13 protein-coding genes are annotated in these 15,855 nt (G+C 68.1%); 7 read left to right on the forward strand and 6 right to left on the reverse strand.

What is annotated here, in order from left to right; genetic code table 11:
- Positions 1-6 precede the first annotated feature (6 nt).
- From ACFQY2_RS05245 to ACFQY2_RS05270, 6 genes are all read right to left on the reverse strand, one after another.
- The gene (locus ACFQY2_RS05245) at positions 7-681 is read right to left on the reverse strand and encodes a rhamnogalacturonan acetylesterase (RefSeq protein WP_378744590.1); all 675 of its coding nucleotides are present in this window, start codon (positions 679-681) and stop codon (positions 7-9) included.
- Between the two features lie 10 nt (positions 682-691).
- Entirely contained in the window at positions 692-1,774 is a 1,083-nt protein-coding gene (locus ACFQY2_RS05250; RefSeq protein ID WP_378744591.1) for a mandelate racemase/muconate lactonizing enzyme family protein, read from the reverse strand.
- Entirely contained in the window at positions 1,771-2,670 is a 900-nt protein-coding gene (locus tag ACFQY2_RS05255) for a 5-dehydro-4-deoxyglucarate dehydratase (RefSeq protein WP_378744592.1), read from the reverse strand. The genes ACFQY2_RS05250 and ACFQY2_RS05255 overlap by 4 nt, the downstream gene beginning before the upstream one ends.
- On the reverse strand, positions 2,667-3,590 hold the full coding sequence (locus ACFQY2_RS05260; protein WP_378744593.1) for an NAD-dependent epimerase/dehydratase family protein: 924 nt from the start codon (positions 3,588-3,590) through the stop codon (positions 2,667-2,669). Before ACFQY2_RS05260 ends, ACFQY2_RS05255 begins: the two co-directional genes overlap by 4 nt.
- Positions 3,587-4,924 carry a Gfo/Idh/MocA family protein gene (locus ACFQY2_RS05265; protein ID WP_378744595.1) on the reverse strand — a complete coding sequence of 446 codons (1,338 nt, stop codon included), beginning with the start codon at positions 4,922-4,924 and terminating at the stop codon, positions 3,587-3,589. Before ACFQY2_RS05265 ends, ACFQY2_RS05260 begins: the two co-directional genes overlap by 4 nt.
- Positions 4,925-5,036: 112 nt before the next feature.
- On the reverse strand, positions 5,037-5,942 hold the full coding sequence (locus tag ACFQY2_RS05270; protein WP_378744596.1) for a LysR substrate-binding domain-containing protein: 906 nt from the start codon (positions 5,940-5,942) through the stop codon (positions 5,037-5,039).
- A 122-nt stretch (positions 5,943-6,064) separates the two neighbouring features.
- Here ACFQY2_RS05270 and ACFQY2_RS05275 point away from each other — a divergent pair, with 122 nt between their 5' ends.
- From ACFQY2_RS05275 to ACFQY2_RS05305, 7 genes are all read left to right on the forward strand, one after another.
- Complete coding sequence (locus ACFQY2_RS05275) at positions 6,065-7,597, forward strand: serine hydrolase domain-containing protein (RefSeq protein ID WP_378744597.1); 1,533 nt, start codon at positions 6,065-6,067, stop codon at positions 7,595-7,597.
- Between the two features lie 83 nt (positions 7,598-7,680).
- Positions 7,681-8,997 carry an ABC transporter substrate-binding protein gene (locus tag ACFQY2_RS05280; RefSeq protein WP_378744598.1) on the forward strand — a complete coding sequence of 439 codons (1,317 nt, stop codon included), beginning with the start codon at positions 7,681-7,683 and terminating at the stop codon, positions 8,995-8,997.
- A gap of 1 nt (position 8,998) precedes the next feature.
- Positions 8,999-9,937, forward strand: a complete 939-nt coding sequence (locus ACFQY2_RS05285) for a carbohydrate ABC transporter permease (protein WP_378744599.1) — start codon at positions 8,999-9,001, stop codon at positions 9,935-9,937.
- A 2-nt stretch (positions 9,938-9,939) separates the two neighbouring features.
- Positions 9,940-10,818 (forward strand): carbohydrate ABC transporter permease, encoded by an 879-nt coding sequence (locus ACFQY2_RS05290; protein WP_378744600.1) that lies wholly within the window; start codon positions 9,940-9,942, stop codon positions 10,816-10,818.
- 8 nt (positions 10,819-10,826) lie between these two features.
- A complete protein-coding gene (locus ACFQY2_RS05295; RefSeq protein WP_378744601.1) occupies positions 10,827-11,963 on the forward strand; it encodes a mandelate racemase/muconate lactonizing enzyme family protein in 1,137 nt (378 codons plus the stop codon).
- Positions 11,960-13,912 (forward strand): DUF6807 family protein, encoded by a 1,953-nt coding sequence (locus tag ACFQY2_RS05300; RefSeq protein ID WP_378744602.1) that lies wholly within the window; start codon positions 11,960-11,962, stop codon positions 13,910-13,912. Before ACFQY2_RS05295 ends, ACFQY2_RS05300 begins: the two co-directional genes overlap by 4 nt.
- 49 nt (positions 13,913-13,961) lie before the next feature.
- Complete coding sequence (locus tag ACFQY2_RS05305; RefSeq protein WP_378744603.1) at positions 13,962-15,800, forward strand: ABC transporter ATP-binding protein; 1,839 nt, start codon at positions 13,962-13,964, stop codon at positions 15,798-15,800.
- The last annotated feature ends 55 nt before the right edge of the window (positions 15,801-15,855 follow it).

Below are 15,855 nucleotides of genomic sequence, written 5' to 3' on the forward strand. Positions count from 1 at the left end.
TGGTGCTCAAGGCACCCCGGGGCCGCCCAGCGGCGGCACGTCGCCGTCGCGCCGCTCGATAGCGCGCAGCGAGCGCGCCACGAAGGCCGCGATGCGCCGGGCGCCCTCGAGGCGGAAGTGCGTGTCGTCGGTCAGGCCCTCCGGCCACCCGGAGGTCTCGCCGGGTGCGAAGTGCGAGAACAGCGCGGTGGATGCCGAGGGCCCGAGATCCTCGTACAACCAGCTGGTGAACACGGTGAGATCGATCAACGGGGCATCGAGCGCGTGAGCGAGGTCCCGCACCGCGTTCGGATAGTCGCCGTGCGTGGCCGCGACGACGTCGCCGCCGAACCGCCGCCGCTCCACCGACGTGCACAGCACCGCCGTTGCTCCGCGCTCGCGGGTCTCGCGCACGAAGCGCCGCAGCCGGTCGCTGTATCCGCCGCGGGAGGCCAGCAGCTCGGGCTCCTTCTGATCGTTGTGCCCGAACTGGATGATGACGGTGTCTCCTGGCCGCACCTGCTCGATCAGGCCGGCCCACGCCCCCGAGCCCAGGAACGACTCGGTGGTCGCGCCGCCGAAGGCGAGGTTGCGCACCGGGGCGTCGACGAGGGCTCCGAGGCACTCGCCCCAGCCCGCCATCGGCTCCTCGCCGGCCTGCATCGGCGACACCGTGGAGTCGCCGGCCAGGTGATACGTCATGACGGTCCTCTCAGCGGAAGCGGATGCCGAGTCCGACGTGCGGCGTCTCAGTGAGACGGCCGTCGCGGACGGTGACGGGCGAGGGCTCGATGAGCGCGCCGAGCTCGCCGAACCCGGCGTCCTCGACGTCCTCCGCCCACGGCTCTGCCGCAGCACCGGGGAGGGTGAGCGCGAGCTGCCCGGACAGTTCGGGCAGCAGGTGGGGATGCAGCGCCGCGCCGTGCTGCTCGGCCAGCTCGGCGATGCGCAGGAACGGCGTGATGCCGCCCACCCGCACGACGTTCGGCTGCACGATCTGCGCCGCGCCCGCGCGCAGGAAGTCGCCGAAGCGGTGCTCGGTGTGCACGTTCTCGCCGAGCGCGATCGGCACGGCGCTGGAGCCGGCGAGTCGGCGAGCCAGCTCGGTGTGCCCCGCGAGATCATCCGCGCGCAGCGGCTCTTCGATCCAGGAGAGCTCGAACGCCGAGAGCGCATCGATCGACCGTGTCGCGTGGTCGAGGTCCCAGCGCTGATTGGCGTCGATCATCAGCTCGCGGTCCGATCCCAGCACGTCGCGCACGGCGGTCACGCGCTCCAGATCCTCGTCCAGAGACGGTTTGCCGACCTTGATCTTCACGGCCGTGAATCCGGCATCCACCCACCGCTGCACCTGCGCGACCAGGTCGTCGAGCGAGTAGTGCAGGTTCACACCCGAGCCGTAGGCGCGCACGGAATCACGACGCCGGCCCAACAGCTCCGCCACGGCCAGTGAGCGGCTGCGCGCTTCGGCATCCCACAGCGCAAGATCCAGGCCCGCCAGCGCGATGGTCGTGATGCCCCCGCCGCCGGCCTCGTGCAGGTGCTCCCACAGGCCCTGCCATGCCTCGCACGGCACGGCCGAGCGACCGATCGCGGCGGCCGCGATGTCATGCGCGAGGAGCGCGTGCACGGCCTCGGCGCCGATCTGCGGCGTCCACGAGAAGCCCCAGCCCTCTGCGCCGTCGGCACGCACGACATGCGTCTCGATGACGCCGACCGAGGTGACGTCCGCACCCCACGGGCGCGTCAGCGGCACCCGCAGCAGCCGGGCGTCGAACCGCGCGATCGTGCTCACAGCAGCGCGCGCCCCGCGTCGAGGATCTCGGCGAGCCGGCGCTCCTGGTCGGGCGTCGGGTCGACGAGCGGTGCGCGCACCGAGCCGACGGGCATACCCTGCAGGCGCAATCCGGTCTTGATCAGCGAGACGCCGAATCCCGGGGTCTCGTCCCGCAGGGCGACCAGCGGACGGTAGAAGCCGTCGAGCAGCTCGAGGCGGCGGGTCTCGTCGCCGCCCACGTAGGCGCGGTAATAGGCGTTCGCGACCTCGGGGATCATCGCGAAGGCCGCCGAGGAGTACAGCGGGATGCCGATGCCGCGGTAGGCGGCCTGGGTCAGCTCGGCGGTGAGCAGCCCGTTGAAGAAGGCGAAGTCGTCGCGTCCCGCCTCCGCGACGGCCCGGACGATCAGCTGGGCGGCGCCGATGTCGCCGGTGCCGTCCTTGAATCCGACGACGCGAGGGTTCTGCGCGAGGCGGCGCATCATGTCGACCGAGTACTGCGCGATACCCCGGTGGTAGGCGATGACCGGCAGCTCGGCTGCCGCGGCGATCTGCTCCACATAGGAGATGAGTCCCGCCTGGGTTCCGCTGACCATGTAGGGCGGCAGCACGAGCAGGCCGTCGGCTCCGGCATCCGAAGCGGCCTTCGCCACCTCGATCGCGTGTCCGAGCGTGCCGCCGGCGCCGGCGATGACCGGGACCCGGCCGGCGACGGCCGAGACCGCCGTGCGGACCACCGACGCCGCCTCGCCGGCGGAGAGGGCGTGGAACTCGCCCGTGCCGCAGGCCGGGAACACGCCACCGGCGCCCGAGTCCACACCCCGGCCTACGTGCTGAGCCAGCAGCTCGTGATCGATCGTGCCGTCGTGACGGAAGGGGGTGACGGGGAAGAAGAGGATGCCGTCGAAGTTCATGCGTGAGCTCCCGGAGTCTGGGTGTGCGGAAGGGGGGCGAGTTCGGTGCGCCACGAGCGCACCGGCCGCCAGTCGAGCAGACGGCGAGCCTTGGCGTTGGAGAACGCGGGTGTCGTACCGGTCAGCCCGGCGGTGAGCGCGTCGCTGCCGGGAAGGAATCGGGGGAGCAGTTCGGCCAGAGGTTCCCGGGCGAGCGCGTCGTCAGCGCCCACGAAGAAGGTCTCGCCGTTGGGGATTTCCGGCATCGCCCGCAGCAGCGTGTCGGCGAAATCGGCGACGTCGCGCGCGTCCACGTAGTTGAACAGTGCCGGGGCCGACAGCGCGGGATCGTCCAGGCGCTCGCGCACCGTGTGGCCCTGCTGGGTCGGCGCACCCGCCCACTCCTCGGGGGCGATCACATAGCACGGGCGGAAGGAGGCGAAGCGGATGTCGTCGCGCTGGCGCTGCAGCATGGCGACGGTCTGCTCGATGAGCAGTTTGGAGAGCGCATACGCGTGCAAGGGCTGCGGGGCGGTCTGCTCATCGAGCGGGAAGCGGTCGGGAAGCCAGTTCGGCGCACCGTAGCCCAGCACGGTGGGGCTCGAGGCGGCGACCACGCGGCCGATGCCCGCGCGCACCGCTCCACCCAGGACGCTCATGGCAAGGGCGGCGTTGGTGCGCAGGATCACGTCCTCGGGGGCGCTGAACGGCACGGCGATCGCGGCGAGGTGGATGACGGCATCCGCCTCGGCCTCCTGCAATGCGGCGACCGTGGCATCCGCGTCTGTCAGGTCGATGGCCCGCTGCTGCGCGGCGCCGAGCTCGGGCGCGTCCGACACCGCGCGGTCGAAGGAGAGCACCTCATTCCCGTGCCCGATCAGACCTGCGACCAGGCTCCGTCCGAGACGCCCGGCGCCCCCGGTGACGACGATACGGCTCATCGTGCGCGGCCGGCGTTCTCGAGCAGGTGGATGCCGAGGTCGGCGATCTGCACCGGCATCCCGGTCTCCAGTGAGCGATTGCCGGCGATGCCGACGGCGATCGAGCGGATGCCGTCGCTCCAGTCCGCCGGACGCGAGAGCGGGTCGTCGCCAGGGCCGACGAAGACGTCGTTCAACAGCAGCACATCGCCGCCGCCGTGTCCTCCGGTGTCGCTGATGATCGGGACCTCGTACGCCTCGCCCCAGTGCTTCTGCACGAGAAGGCGTTCGCCTTCGGGGCGCAGGCTGGCGGCGCGTTCGGTGCCCGTGAGGCTGGGATCGATGGCGGGATGCAGGCCCTCGCCGGCCAGCACGGCACCGCGTTCCACGACCTCCAGTTCAGCGCGACCGAGAGTCCCGTTCACCGCGACGCGGTAGCCCTCCCAGGGGGAGTGCGCATTGAGCGAGTACGACAGGGTCGCGCCGGAGTCGTAGTCGACGATCAGAGCGAGGTTGTCCTCGATCGTGATGCCGTCGCTGAACACGTCGCGATCACGCAGGTAGCCGTCGTGCTGCTCCGCGTCGAGGTACAGGGCCTTCAGCCGGGGGTCGGTGCGCAGGTCGAGTTCGAACAGGTCGCCCCCGTCGTGGGTGCCGCGGGCGGGGCGTTCGCCCATTCCACGGGCGATGGCGTTCTCGGCTCCGTAGAAGCGCAGAGCGCCGGAGGCGAACACGCGGCGCGGCTGCGCGCGCAGCCACCAGTTGACGAGGTCGAAGTGGTGGCTGGATTTGTGCACGAGCAGACCGCCGGAGTTCTTCTTCTCGCGGTGCCAGCGGCGGAAGTAGTCGGCGCCGTGGTTGGTGTCGAGCATCCAGGAGAAGTCGATCGAGGTGATCTCGCCGATCTCGCCATCCTGCAGCACCTGCCGCAGGGCGCTGTTGCGCGGGGAGTAGCGGTAGTTGAACGTGAGCACGACGTTGCGGCCGGTGCGCGCGACCGCCTCTTCGATGCGTGCCGCGCTGGGGGCGTCGATCGTCAGCGGCTTCTCGACGACGACGTCGGCACCGGCCTCGAGGGAGCGCACGATGAGCTCGGCGTGCAGGTCGTCGCGGGCCGTGATGATCACCCGGTCGACCCTCTCCTCGCGGATCATGCGCTCGAGGTCGGCCGGGGGCCAGACGGTCGGGCGGTTCGCTCCGGAGGCGATGACATGCGCGACGGCGAACTCGGCCCTCGCGATGTTCGGCTCGCAGATCGCGACCAGTGCGGCTCGCGCGGAGTGCGGGCCCACGATGGCATCGCTGTACATCTGCGATCGGTGTCCGGCGCCGACGATGGCGTATCGCGTGGTCATGGTCCTCCTGAAAGCGGTGGCATCGAGCGTGCGGCCGACCGCTCAAGATCAGGCTAGAGAGTACCGATCGTTGCCAGCAAGCGCGAAATAAGCATGGATTGATTCCTGTTTGCTATTGATCGTCGAAGGCAGGCAGCGCGTCGAGCAGGCCGACGACAGTCTGCACGATCGGGTTGTGCTCCACCGTGCGCCAGGCGGCGTGCAGCCGCACGTCGTATCGGGAGCTGTTCTGGTGCACCGGCCGATACGCGACGCCGGGTAGGGCCGTGGATCGGGCGGATGCAGGGACGAGTGCATAACCCATCCCCGCGCTGGCCAGGCCAAGGAGGGCCAGCACCTGTCCTGCGTACTGAGTGACGCGGGGCGTCGCGGCCGCCTCGCGGAACATCGCGCTCACGACGTCGTAGAAGTAGGCGGATTCGCCAGGTGAGTACATCAGCAGCGGCCGTGCGGCAAGGGCGCTCAAAGAGACGGGATCGGGCTGCTGGGCCTCGTCCCACATCGCGGGCAGCGCAGCCACCAAGGGCTCCTCGATGATCAGACGGGTCGAGAAGTCGTAGGTGTCCTCCGCGGACCGCAGGATCGCTATATCGATTCCTCCGTTCTCGAGCTCGGATACTTGCGCGCGGGTGACGAGCTCGCGCAACAGGAAGGTGACGTCGGGCAGTGCTTCCCGGCACAACCTGAGCAGCGGAGGCAGGATCACCTGCCCGGCCATCGCGGTATAGCCGATGGTGATCGTGCCAGCCCGCCCATCTGCGGCGGCGGCGACGTCCGCAACCGTCTGGGCTGCGAGGTCGACGATCCTTCGAGCTCGAGGCAGCAGCACGGAGCCGGCTGGGGTCAGGACGACGCGCCGGCTCGTTCGGACGAAGAGCGTCACGTCGAGATTGCGCTCGAGCTGCTGTATCTGTCGGCTCAGCGGTGGCTGGGTCATTCGCAGGCGCTCGGCCGCGCGTCCGAAGTGCAGCTCTTCGGCCACGGCGATGAAGGATTCGAGTTGCAACAGTGTGAACATTGAGTCCCTTTGGGTATTGATCAGTGTCGAGATTAGTTTGGGGGGTATTTTGCCTGCGGCCTAGTCTCGCCTCAAGAGGATCCGCTGTCACGCCGATCCACGCCGAGCAGAGAAGCCCGAAAGTGAGAGACGCCGTGCCATCGACGAACAGCATTCGCGATCAGGTCGCCGACGAGACGGGCTTTCTCCTCCCGAGCATCAGCCCGGAGGCGGTCGGAATTCCTGCCGGTGCGCTCCGCCGACTGTGCGAGAGGCTCGTCGAACGCGGGCTGGTCATGCATTCGTTGCTTGTGATCCGAGAGGGGCGTGTCGCGTTCGAGCAGTACGGGATGCCGTACTTGCGCGAGACATCGCATCGGCTGTACTCGGTGAGCAAGTCGTATGTGGCGGTAGCCGTCGGCACTCTGATCGACGACGGCCTGCTGGACCTGGACGATCGCATCCTCGACCTTCTCGGCGACGAGCACGACGATCTGCCGGTGCACCCCTGGATCGCCGCTTCGCGTGTGCGAGATCTGCTCACCATGACCGGCCCGCATCTGTCCACCACCTACAAGCGCACCGCCGACCCGGACTGGGTGCGCACGTTCGTCACCCTGCCGCCGGGAAAGCACCCCGGGACGACGTTCACGTATGACACGTCGTGCACGGTCGTACTGACGGCGATCGTCGAACGGCTCACCGGGCGGTCCATCACCGAGCATCTCCAGGACCGCGTGCTCGGGCCGATCGGCTGCCAGACACCGCTGCGGTCACTGAAGACACCGAAGGGCGCCGACGCCGCCGCGCGTGGCGGTGGTCCGTCGTGGCGTGAGATCCAGCACAATGACGCGGGAGTCTCCCACGGCGGATCCGGCTTCTTCAGCACGCCGCGGGATCTCGCGCGCTTCGCTCTGCTCTGCATGCGCGCCGGTCGCTGCGGCGACCGGGAGATCGTCTCGCAGGGGTACATGCGTGCGGCGACGTCGTATCAGGTGTCGACCCTTTCCAGCCCGAACAGACATCCTGACCAGAGGCAGGGATACGGATACCAGTTCTGGCGCACGCGACATGGCGGCTTCGCGGCGCTCGGGATGGGCGGCCAAGTCGCGCTCTGCATTCCCGAAGCAGACCTGGTTGTCGTCGCGACGGGTGACAACCAGCCGGAGGGCCTCGGCTTCGACGCGCTCCTCGACGCCGTGTGGGACGAACTGCTGCCGGCGATCGTACCCCAGGCACCTGCGACGACAACGCTGTCGAGATCGTCCTCATTCGCACCAGCCGCTCCGCGCGGCATGCAGCCTCCGCCGGCCGTTCGCAGAGCGTGGACGCTTCTGCCGGGCGAGACGGACCTCGTCCGCGTCGAGGCCGTCACAGACACGACGCACGGGAAGCTGGTGATGACCACGGTCTCCGGTTCCGTCCGGGAGATCCCCTTCGGGATCGGCGACTTCGTCGAACACCATCTTCCCGGCTACGGATACCCCTCGCGCAGCGCGGGAGCCTGGGTCGACGCCACAACCCTGTACGTGCGCACGCACGTCGACGGCGACTATCTCGCACAGCTCGAATTCACGCTCGGAACCGACGGTGACGCCGTCTCCATCGTGATGAACCGTTCGGCGGAGCTCTTCGCCGACGAATACCGCGGGACGGCGTCTGGTCGGCGGAGCTGACCGTTCCACCATCGCCGATTCCGTCCTGGATCTCACCGCGCTTCCGCGCAGACCATGTCCGACACCCACGAAGGAACCACCTCATGAACAGTAAACACCGTCGTCTGCTGGCCGCTTCGATCATGGCCGCCACTCTTGCCGTGGGCACGGCCTGCTCCGCGACCCCCGCCGCGGAGCAGGGTGATGTCACCCTGCAGTGGTGGACCAGTGGAGGGGACCCGGAGACCGCCAATCGCGTCAACGGCGAGCTGATCAAGCGCTTCGAGGAGCAGAATCCGGAGATCAAGGTCGAACTGCTCTACCTTCCCGGCGACTCCGCCGAGCAGAAGATCAGCAACGCGGTCTCCACCGGCTCGGTCCCGGACATCCTGGACACCGGCATCGTGAACGTCTCCAATCTCACCGCACGCGATGCCGTCGAGCCGCTCGACGACTGGTTCGCGCAGAGCGAGTATGCCGAGAACATCCCCGAGTCCGCCCTCGCCAACGCGAGAACGGCAGATCCAGACGGCAAGCTGTACTTCACGCCGACCATGGGGCTCGCGAACGTGCTCTGGTACCGCAAGGACCTGCTGGCCGACGCCGGCGTGGCCGAGCCGAAGAGCTGGGACGACTTCTACGAAGTGGCAGAGAAGATGACCGACGCCGACAAGGGTGTGTTCGGCTACATCATCCGCGGTGGAAACGGCTTCTTCCCGCAGCTGCTCGACGCGATGTACGGGCAATCGGGAGTGAGCTCATTCATCGACGACGACGGCAAGTCCACTCTTAACGATCCCCGCAACGTCGCCGCGCTCGAGCGCTACGTCGAGATGTACGGCAAGGTCACGGCGAAATCGGACCTCAATGCCGACTATCTGGCGATGGTGGCGCAGTTCGGTGCAGGCAAGGGGGTGATGTTCAACCACAATCTCGGCTCGTACACCGACAACGTGAAGAAGTTCGGAGCGGAGAACGTCGCCGGCGTTCAGCCGTTCCCCTCAGAAGCGGGACCCGTCACCGTATCCGGGCAGACGATCCTGGGCAACGCGATCATGAAGGGCAGCGAGCACAAGGAGGAGGCCTGGAAGTTCGTCGACTTCCTGATGAAGCCGGAGAACGTGTCGTACATCTCCGAGGAGCTCGGTTACATCCCGATGAGCAAGCCCGCTTTCGACGATGCATGGGTCAAGGACCGCCAGCCGCTGGTCGCGGCGATCGCCGCGATCGATGACCCGCAGACGCAGGTGCTGCACGAGCCGTTCTACCTGCCCGAGTACCAGACGATCGCCAAGGTCACGCTGCAGACGCCGTGGCAGCAGGTGCTGCAGGGTCAACTGTCCGTGAAGAAGTTCCTCGACCAGGCTGCCGATCTGTTCACAGAAGCCGAGGCCGCCTACCGCGACCGGAACGGCAAGTGACGTGACCGGGACCACGATCGTCCGTCCCCGGCGAGGCCCGCGCCTCGCCGGGGTGCGGCCCCCGCGCTGGCACTCGCGCGTATCCACGCCGTACCTGCTGATCGCGCCGACGATGATCCTGCTCGTCGTCCTCTTCATCTACCCGATCATCAACGTGGTCGCGCTGAGCCTGCAGAGCTACAACCTGGCGCAGCCGTGGGACGACGGATTCGTCGGCATCGACAACTTCGTGCGAATGGCCGGTGACGCGGCGTTCTGGCAGAGTCTCTGGGTCACGTTCAAGTGGGTCGTCGTCGAGGTGGGACTGCAGCTGGTGTTCGGCCTCATCCTGGCCCTCATCGTCAACGAGACCTTCATCGGCCGAGGGCTGGCACGCGCCCTGATCTTCTCGCCATGGGCGGTGTCGGGTGTGCTCACCACCACCATCTGGCTCCTGCTCTACAACCCGGGTGCCGGTCTCGTCGGAGTGCTGGCGAATCTGGGTGCCGTCGAGCACGGCGTATCGCCGCTGGCGGGTACGGAATCGGCCTTCTGGGCCGCCGTGGTCGCGGAGCTGTGGCGCGGAGTGCCGTTCTTCGCGATCCTGATCCTGGCCGATCTGCAATCCGTCCCCAAGGAGCTGCATGAGGCCGCCGAGGTGGACGGTGCGAACTCCTGGAAGCGATTCCTGCACATCACTCTGCCGCACCTGCGGAATGCCATCGTGCTGGCGACACTGCTCCGCGGGGTCTGGGAATTCAACAATGTCGATCTTCTCTACACGCTCACCGGTGGCGGTCCCGCCGGCGCCACCACGACACTGCCGCTTCTGATCGCCAACACTGCGATCAGGTCGAATGACTTCGGCTACGGCTCGGCGCTGACGGTCGTCGGCTTCGTCATCCTCGCCGCCGTCACAGTCGTCTATCTCAGACTCACCGGATTCGGAAAGGAGGACTGACGATGTCTCAGACACTTTCGGAGACGCAGTCGATCCTCAATGTGTCGGTCGTCGGCCGACCCGTGCGACGTCGGAAGCGTCCGCTGCGGCTGCACGTTTTCGGTCCGTTGTGGCTGTACCTGCTGTTCACGCTCGTGCCCTTCTACATGATGTTCCTGTTCGCGTTCCGCGAGCCGGGTTCCAACGCGCCCGTGCCGATTCCGTTCAGCCTCGACAACTTCCTCGTCGTGTGGCAGTCGATCGGATTCGACGTCTTCTTCCTGAACAGCGTGTACGTGGCGGTGCTGACTCTGGTCTTCACGACGGTCATCGCGCTGGCCGGTGGGTACGCGATGGCACGATTCACGTTCCGGGGGAAGACCGCGTTCATGCTCTTCCTGCTGTGCACGCAGTTCGTGCCGGGTGCCATGATGCTGATCCCGCTCTTCCAGGTGTTCGCGGGTCTCGGCTTGGTGAACAACCTGTTCAGCCTGATCATCGCCGACACGGCCTTCCAACTTCCGCTGTCGATCATCCTGATGTCCGGGTTCATCCGGAACGTCCCGCGGGAACTCGAGGAGGCGGCCTGGGTAGACGGCTGCAGCCGCCTGCGTGCGTTCCGGGTGGTGGTGCTGCCGCTCCTGCGCCCCGCCATCGTCGCGATCGGGGCGTTCGCCTTCATCGGAGCTTGGAACAACTTCCTGTTCGCGCTGATGTTCATCAGCATCCAGGATCGTTTCACCATCCCGATCGGGCTGAGTTACATGCTCGGCGAGTTCAGCGTCAACTTCGGTGCGCTTGCTGCCGGTGGGGTCGTCGCGGCGCTGCCCGTGGTGCTGGTTTTCGCGTTCGTTCAGAAGTACCTCGTGCAGGGCCTGAGTGCAGGAGCGGTGAAGGGATGATGGGCTCGATGGTGAAGGACCGAATTCGTGAGGTGCGCCTGTCGGCGGTCACGCTCCCCCTGGACACGCCGATATCCGATGCGAAGGTGCTCACCGGTCGGCAACGGCCGATGACGGAAGTCGCGATGCTCATCGCCGAGGTGCACACCGAGCAGGGCTTCGAAGGGCTGGGCTTCTCGTACTCGAAGCGCGCGGGGGGACGGGCGCAGTACGCCCATGCCGCCGAAGTCGGCCGAGAGGCGATCGGGGAGGACCCGAGCGACATCCCGAGGATCTACGAGAAGCTCCTGTGGGCCGGGGCATCGGTGGGCCGATCGGGTGCTGCCACCCAGGCCCTCGCCGCGATCGACATCGCCCTCTACGACCTGAAGGCGCGCAGGGCGGATCTTCCGCTGGCGAACCTGCTGGGCGGCTACCGCGACTCGGTGCGGGTCTACAACACCTCGGGCGGATTCCTGCATGCCTCCGTGTCCGAGATCTGCGATCGTGCCGACGCCTCGCTGGCCGAGGGGATCGCGGGGATCAAGGTGAAGGTGGGCCAGCCCGACCGCGCTGAGGATCTGCGTCGGGTGACGGCGATCCGGGCGCATCTGGGCGACGATGTGCCTCTGATGGTCGACGCGAACCAGCAATGGGATCGAGCGTCCGCTCTGCGCATGGGGCGCGCGCTCGACGAGTTCGACCTGGTCTGGATCGAGGAGCCGCTCGACGCCCATGACGCGGAGGGCCACGCCGACCTCACTCGCCGGCTGGACACACCCGTGGCGACCGGTGAGATGCTGACGTCGCTGCTGGAGCACGAACGCCTCATCGATGCGAGGGCATGCGACATCATCCAGCCGGATGCGCCTCGCGTCGGCGGGATCACGCCGTTCCTGCAGATCGCCGCCTCGGCGGCCAAGGCCGGATTGACCCTCGCGCCTCATTTCGCGATGCAGATCCACTTGCATCTCGCCGCGACGTACCCGACGGAGCCGTGGCTCGAGCACTTCGAATGGCTCGATCCGCTCTTCGAGGAACGGTACGAACTGCGGGATGGGCGGATGCTGGTGCCCGATCGACCCGGTCTCGGACTGACCCTGAGCGAGAACGCGCGCCGCTGGACGACAGACGCCGTGCTGATCGACGCCCGGGCGCTCCGGTGAGGACTCGCATCCTCCTGGTCGGTGCGAGGGGATACGGCGCGGTGCATCTCGAGCGGCTGTCCGCGCGCACCGCCGACTTCGAGCTCGTGGGCCTCGTGGACCCGGCCGGCCCGGTCGAAGCAGTCCCGCTGGAGCTCTGGTGGGCATCACTCGAGGAGGCGATCGCCGCCGGCGTCCGCGCTGACATCGCGATCATCGCCACGCCGATCGGCACGCATGCCGCGCTGGCCGAACTGGCGATGACTGCGGGGTGCGATGTGTACCTGGAGAAGCCGCCGACTCCCACCTGGAGCGACTACCTGAAGCTGTTGGCCGCGCAGCAGCGCACGGGGAGGGCTGTGCAGGTGGGTTTCCAAAGCCTGGCGTCCTCCGCGATCGGGCACCTGCAGACGCTGGGACCCGTCACCTCGGTCGCGGCGTGGGGCTCCTGGACTCGAGCACCGCAGTACTGGCGGCGATCCGTCTGGGCCGGTCGCCGCGAGATGGACGGGAAGCCGGTACTGGACGGTGTGGTCACCAACCCCCTGTCGCATGCCGTCATCACGGCGTTGCGCGTGGCAGGGGCACGCCGAGCCGACCAGGTGGCATCGGTCGAGGTGGAGTTACTGCACCTGAACGACATCCAGGCCGACGACCTCTCCAGCGTCCGGATCAGGCTCGACGACGGGCGAGTCGTCTCGGCGGCTCTGACCCTGTGTGCGGCAGAGCAGCGGATCCCCCTGATCGAGGTGCGCACCGGGCAGTGCGACGCGGTGTACTCCTACAAGGAGGACACCGTGGAGATCGACGGTGTCGTCACCGAGCACGATCCGGGAGATCTGCTCGCCGAGCTCGTGGAGCATCGGCGCTCCGGAACGCCGATGTCGGCGGCTCTCAGCGACGTCGGCGCTTTCATGACGGTGATGGAGGCCGTTCGACGGGCGCACGCACCGCGCCAAGTGCCCCCGGGGTCGGCCGGTGTGCGCCGTGACGGGGAGCGCTGGGTGCTGGAGGACGCCGAGGAATGGATGAAGCGCACCGCGCGGGCCGGCGCCCTGTTCTCGGAGCTCCGTGCGCCCTGGGCGCCGGCACCCACCACCCCGCGGACGATCACCGCCGTCGACGGAGACAGCGTCACGACGGTCGGCTCGTGGCAGGACGGAATGGACGTCGCGGAGACCTCGGGGCCGCGTCCGTTCCTGCACCCGCTGGCCACTCCGGCAGGGGTCGTGGTGACCGACGCCCACCCCGTCGATCATGACTGGCACCTCGGGCTCTCCGTGGCGCTGCAGGATGTGTCCGGCGTGAACTTCTGGGGAGGACGCACCTACACGCGAGAGCGCGGCTACCGGTGGCTCGCCGACCATGGACGCATCGTGCCGCGAGTGATCGAGGACCGTGTGGGGCTGCTGCGCCTGGAATCGGTCTGGCGGGGCCCCGACGACCGTGACCTCCTGCGCGAGCGGGACGTCTTCGAGGTGGAGCGCGGGGAGGGCGCATGGCAGTTCTCCTTCGAATTTGTCCTCGAGCCCAGCGGCGCTGAGACGGTCGTCCTGTCGGGGCCCGGACCGAACGGCAGGCCCGGCGGAGGATACGGCGGGCTCGCCTGGCGGCTCCCACCCGTCGAGGACGTGCGGGTGCGCACTCCGGACGGCCGCGGCGAGGCCCAGACGCACGGGAGCGTCGCGGATTGGCTCGCGCTCTCGGCATCCTTTCCCCGTGGCAGGGCGACGATCGTGCTCGCCGGTGCGGACGCCGTGACCCGGATAGACCCGTGGTTCGTCCGGGTCGACAGCTACCCCGGAATCGGCTCGGCGGTGGCGTGGAAGGACGCGGTGGAGCTGCGTCCGGGAGAAAAGCTGCGGCGGCGCTTTTTCGGAATGGTGGCGGACGGCGTCTTGGACGATGAAGCCGTGCGGACGTGGGTGGCAGGCGCCCGATCCGGTGAAGAGGCGCTCTCGCGACAGTGAGGAAAGGTCGCCACTTGGCGGGACCGTGCGATCACCGTACGATGGACGCATGTGTCAGAAAGCGCTTTCCCATCCGGCGGCGCTGATTGACGGACGGCATCCGACGCGCTCGACGCTCCGCCTCGTCACGCGCCGACCGTGGCGCCTCGCGGCGGCCGTGCTGGCCTTCGCCGTCAAGGAGACGCCGGTGTGGTTCCTGCCGGTGATCACGGCCGCGATCATCGACATCGTCGCCACGGGCGGTGAAGTGACCGACGTGCTGTGGTGGTTCGCACTCGCCGCCGTGCTGCTGTTGCAGAACTACCCGAATCACCTCATCTACACGCGCAACTTCATGACCGTGGTGCGCGATCTCGGCGCCGACCTGCGCAACGCCCTGACCGCCCGGCTGCAGAGCCTGTCAATCGGGTACCACACGCGCGTGAGCGCCTCGATCGTGCAGACCAAGCTGGTGCGCGATGTCGAGAACGTCGAGCTGATGCTGCAGCAGGTCACGCATCCACTGCTCTCCTCGACGATGGTCATGCTCGGCGCGCTGAGCATGACGGCGATAGCCGTGCCCCAGTTCCTGCCGGTGTACGCCCTGGCTGTGCCGATCGCCATCGGCATCCGCTATGGCATGCGCAAGCGCTCCCAGAGTCGCAACGAGGTGTTCCGCCGTGAGATCGAGACGCTCTCGGCGCGGGTCGGCGAGATGGCCTCGCTCATCCCGGTCACTCGCGCGCACGGACTCGAGCAGACGGCCATCACCCGGGTCGCCGATGGCGCCGACGGTGTGCGGCGCGCCGGACTGGACCTCGACCTGCTCAACGGTCGCGTCGCCTCGGTCTCGTGGGTGGCCATGCAGCTGCTCGGCGCAGCGTGCCTGATGCTCGCCGCGGTGTTCGCGATCACGGGGATCCTGCCGATCTCGCCGGGTGAGGTGGTGATGCTCTCGACGTATTTCACCCTGCTCACGGGCGGACTGACGCAGCTGCTCATGCTGATCCCGGTCGGTGCCCGCGGACTGGAATCCGTCCGCTCGATCGCTGAGGTGCTTCAGGACCCCGACGTCGAGCACAACTCCGGCAAGCGCGTGGTGGGCGAGGTGCGCGGCGAGATCGTGCTGGACGGCGCGACCCACCGCTATCCGGACGCCAGCGAGGACGCCCTGCGGGCGATCGATCTGCGCATCGCTCCCGGCGACACGGTCGCCTTCGTCGGATCGTCCGGATCGGGTAAATCCACGCTGCTGAACCTCGTGCTCGGATTCGTGCGCCCCAGCAGTGGTCGCGTCCTCATCGACGGTCAGGACCTGCAGGAACTCGACGTGCGCACCGTGCGGCGGTCGATCTCGGTCGTGCCGCAGGAGTCGGTGCTCTTCGAAGGGTCGATCTTCGACAACGTCGCCTACGGGCTACCGGAGGCCACACCGGAGCGCGTCGAGAAGGCGCTGCGCGACGCCAACGCGTGGGACTTCGTGCACGGTCAGCCCGACGGCTGGGACACCGTCGTGGGTGAGCGCGGCGCGCGCCTGTCCGGCGGGCAGCGTCAGCGGCTGGCGATCGCCCGCGCTCTCGTGCGGGATCCCCGCATCCTGCTGCTCGACGAGGCGACCAGTGCACTCGACCCGGAATCCGAGGTGCTCGTGAAAGAGGCGCTCGAACGGCTCATGCACGGCCGCACCACCCTCATCGTCGCCCACCGGCTCTCCACCGTGCGGCGGGCCGACCGAATCGCCGTGCTCGAGCGCGGGCGGATCGTCGAGCAGGGATCCCATGCCGATCTGATGACCCTCGGCGGCCGCTACGTCCAACTGCATCAGGCTCAGAACGGCCGACCGCCGGTGATCACCGGCGCCATCCCGCTGCCGGATGCGGCACGGGACGAGCGGGGAGGAACAGCATGACCAAGCCTCACCCGCGGCGTGCGCGGTTGCGCTCGGTCTTCGTCTGCGCCACCGT

Source organism: Microbacterium sp. GCM10027623 (assembly GCF_042666935.1).
GTDB lineage: Bacteria > Actinomycetota > Actinomycetes > Actinomycetales > Microbacteriaceae > Microbacterium.

What these genes read in the sequence shown, in the direction of transcription:
- ACFQY2_RS05255 (WP_378744592.1), bottom strand. Translation starts at nt 2,670, where the DNA reads ATGAACTTCGACGGCATCCTCTTCTTCCCCGTCACCCCCTTCCGTCAC.
- ACFQY2_RS05270 (WP_378744596.1), bottom strand. Translation starts at nt 5,942, where the DNA reads ATGTTCACACTGTTGCAACTCGAATCCTTCATCGCCGTGGCCGAAGAG.
- ACFQY2_RS05265 (WP_378744595.1), bottom strand. Translation starts at nt 4,924, where the DNA reads ATGACCACGCGATACGCCATCGTCGGCGCCGGACACCGATCGCAGATG.
- ACFQY2_RS05260 (WP_378744593.1), bottom strand. Translation starts at nt 3,590, where the DNA reads ATGAGCCGTATCGTCGTCACCGGGGGCGCCGGGCGTCTCGGACGGAGC.
- ACFQY2_RS05295 (WP_378744601.1), top strand. Translation starts at nt 10,827, where the DNA reads ATGGTGAAGGACCGAATTCGTGAGGTGCGCCTGTCGGCGGTCACGCTC.
- ACFQY2_RS05305 (WP_378744603.1), top strand. Translation starts at nt 13,962, where the DNA reads ATGTGTCAGAAAGCGCTTTCCCATCCGGCGGCGCTGATTGACGGACGG.
- ACFQY2_RS05245 (WP_378744590.1), bottom strand. Translation starts at nt 681, where the DNA reads ATGACGTATCACCTGGCCGGCGACTCCACGGTGTCGCCGATGCAGGCC.
- ACFQY2_RS05280 (WP_378744598.1), top strand. Translation starts at nt 7,681, where the DNA reads ATGAACAGTAAACACCGTCGTCTGCTGGCCGCTTCGATCATGGCCGCC.
- ACFQY2_RS05290 (WP_378744600.1), top strand. Translation starts at nt 9,940, where the DNA reads ATGTCTCAGACACTTTCGGAGACGCAGTCGATCCTCAATGTGTCGGTC.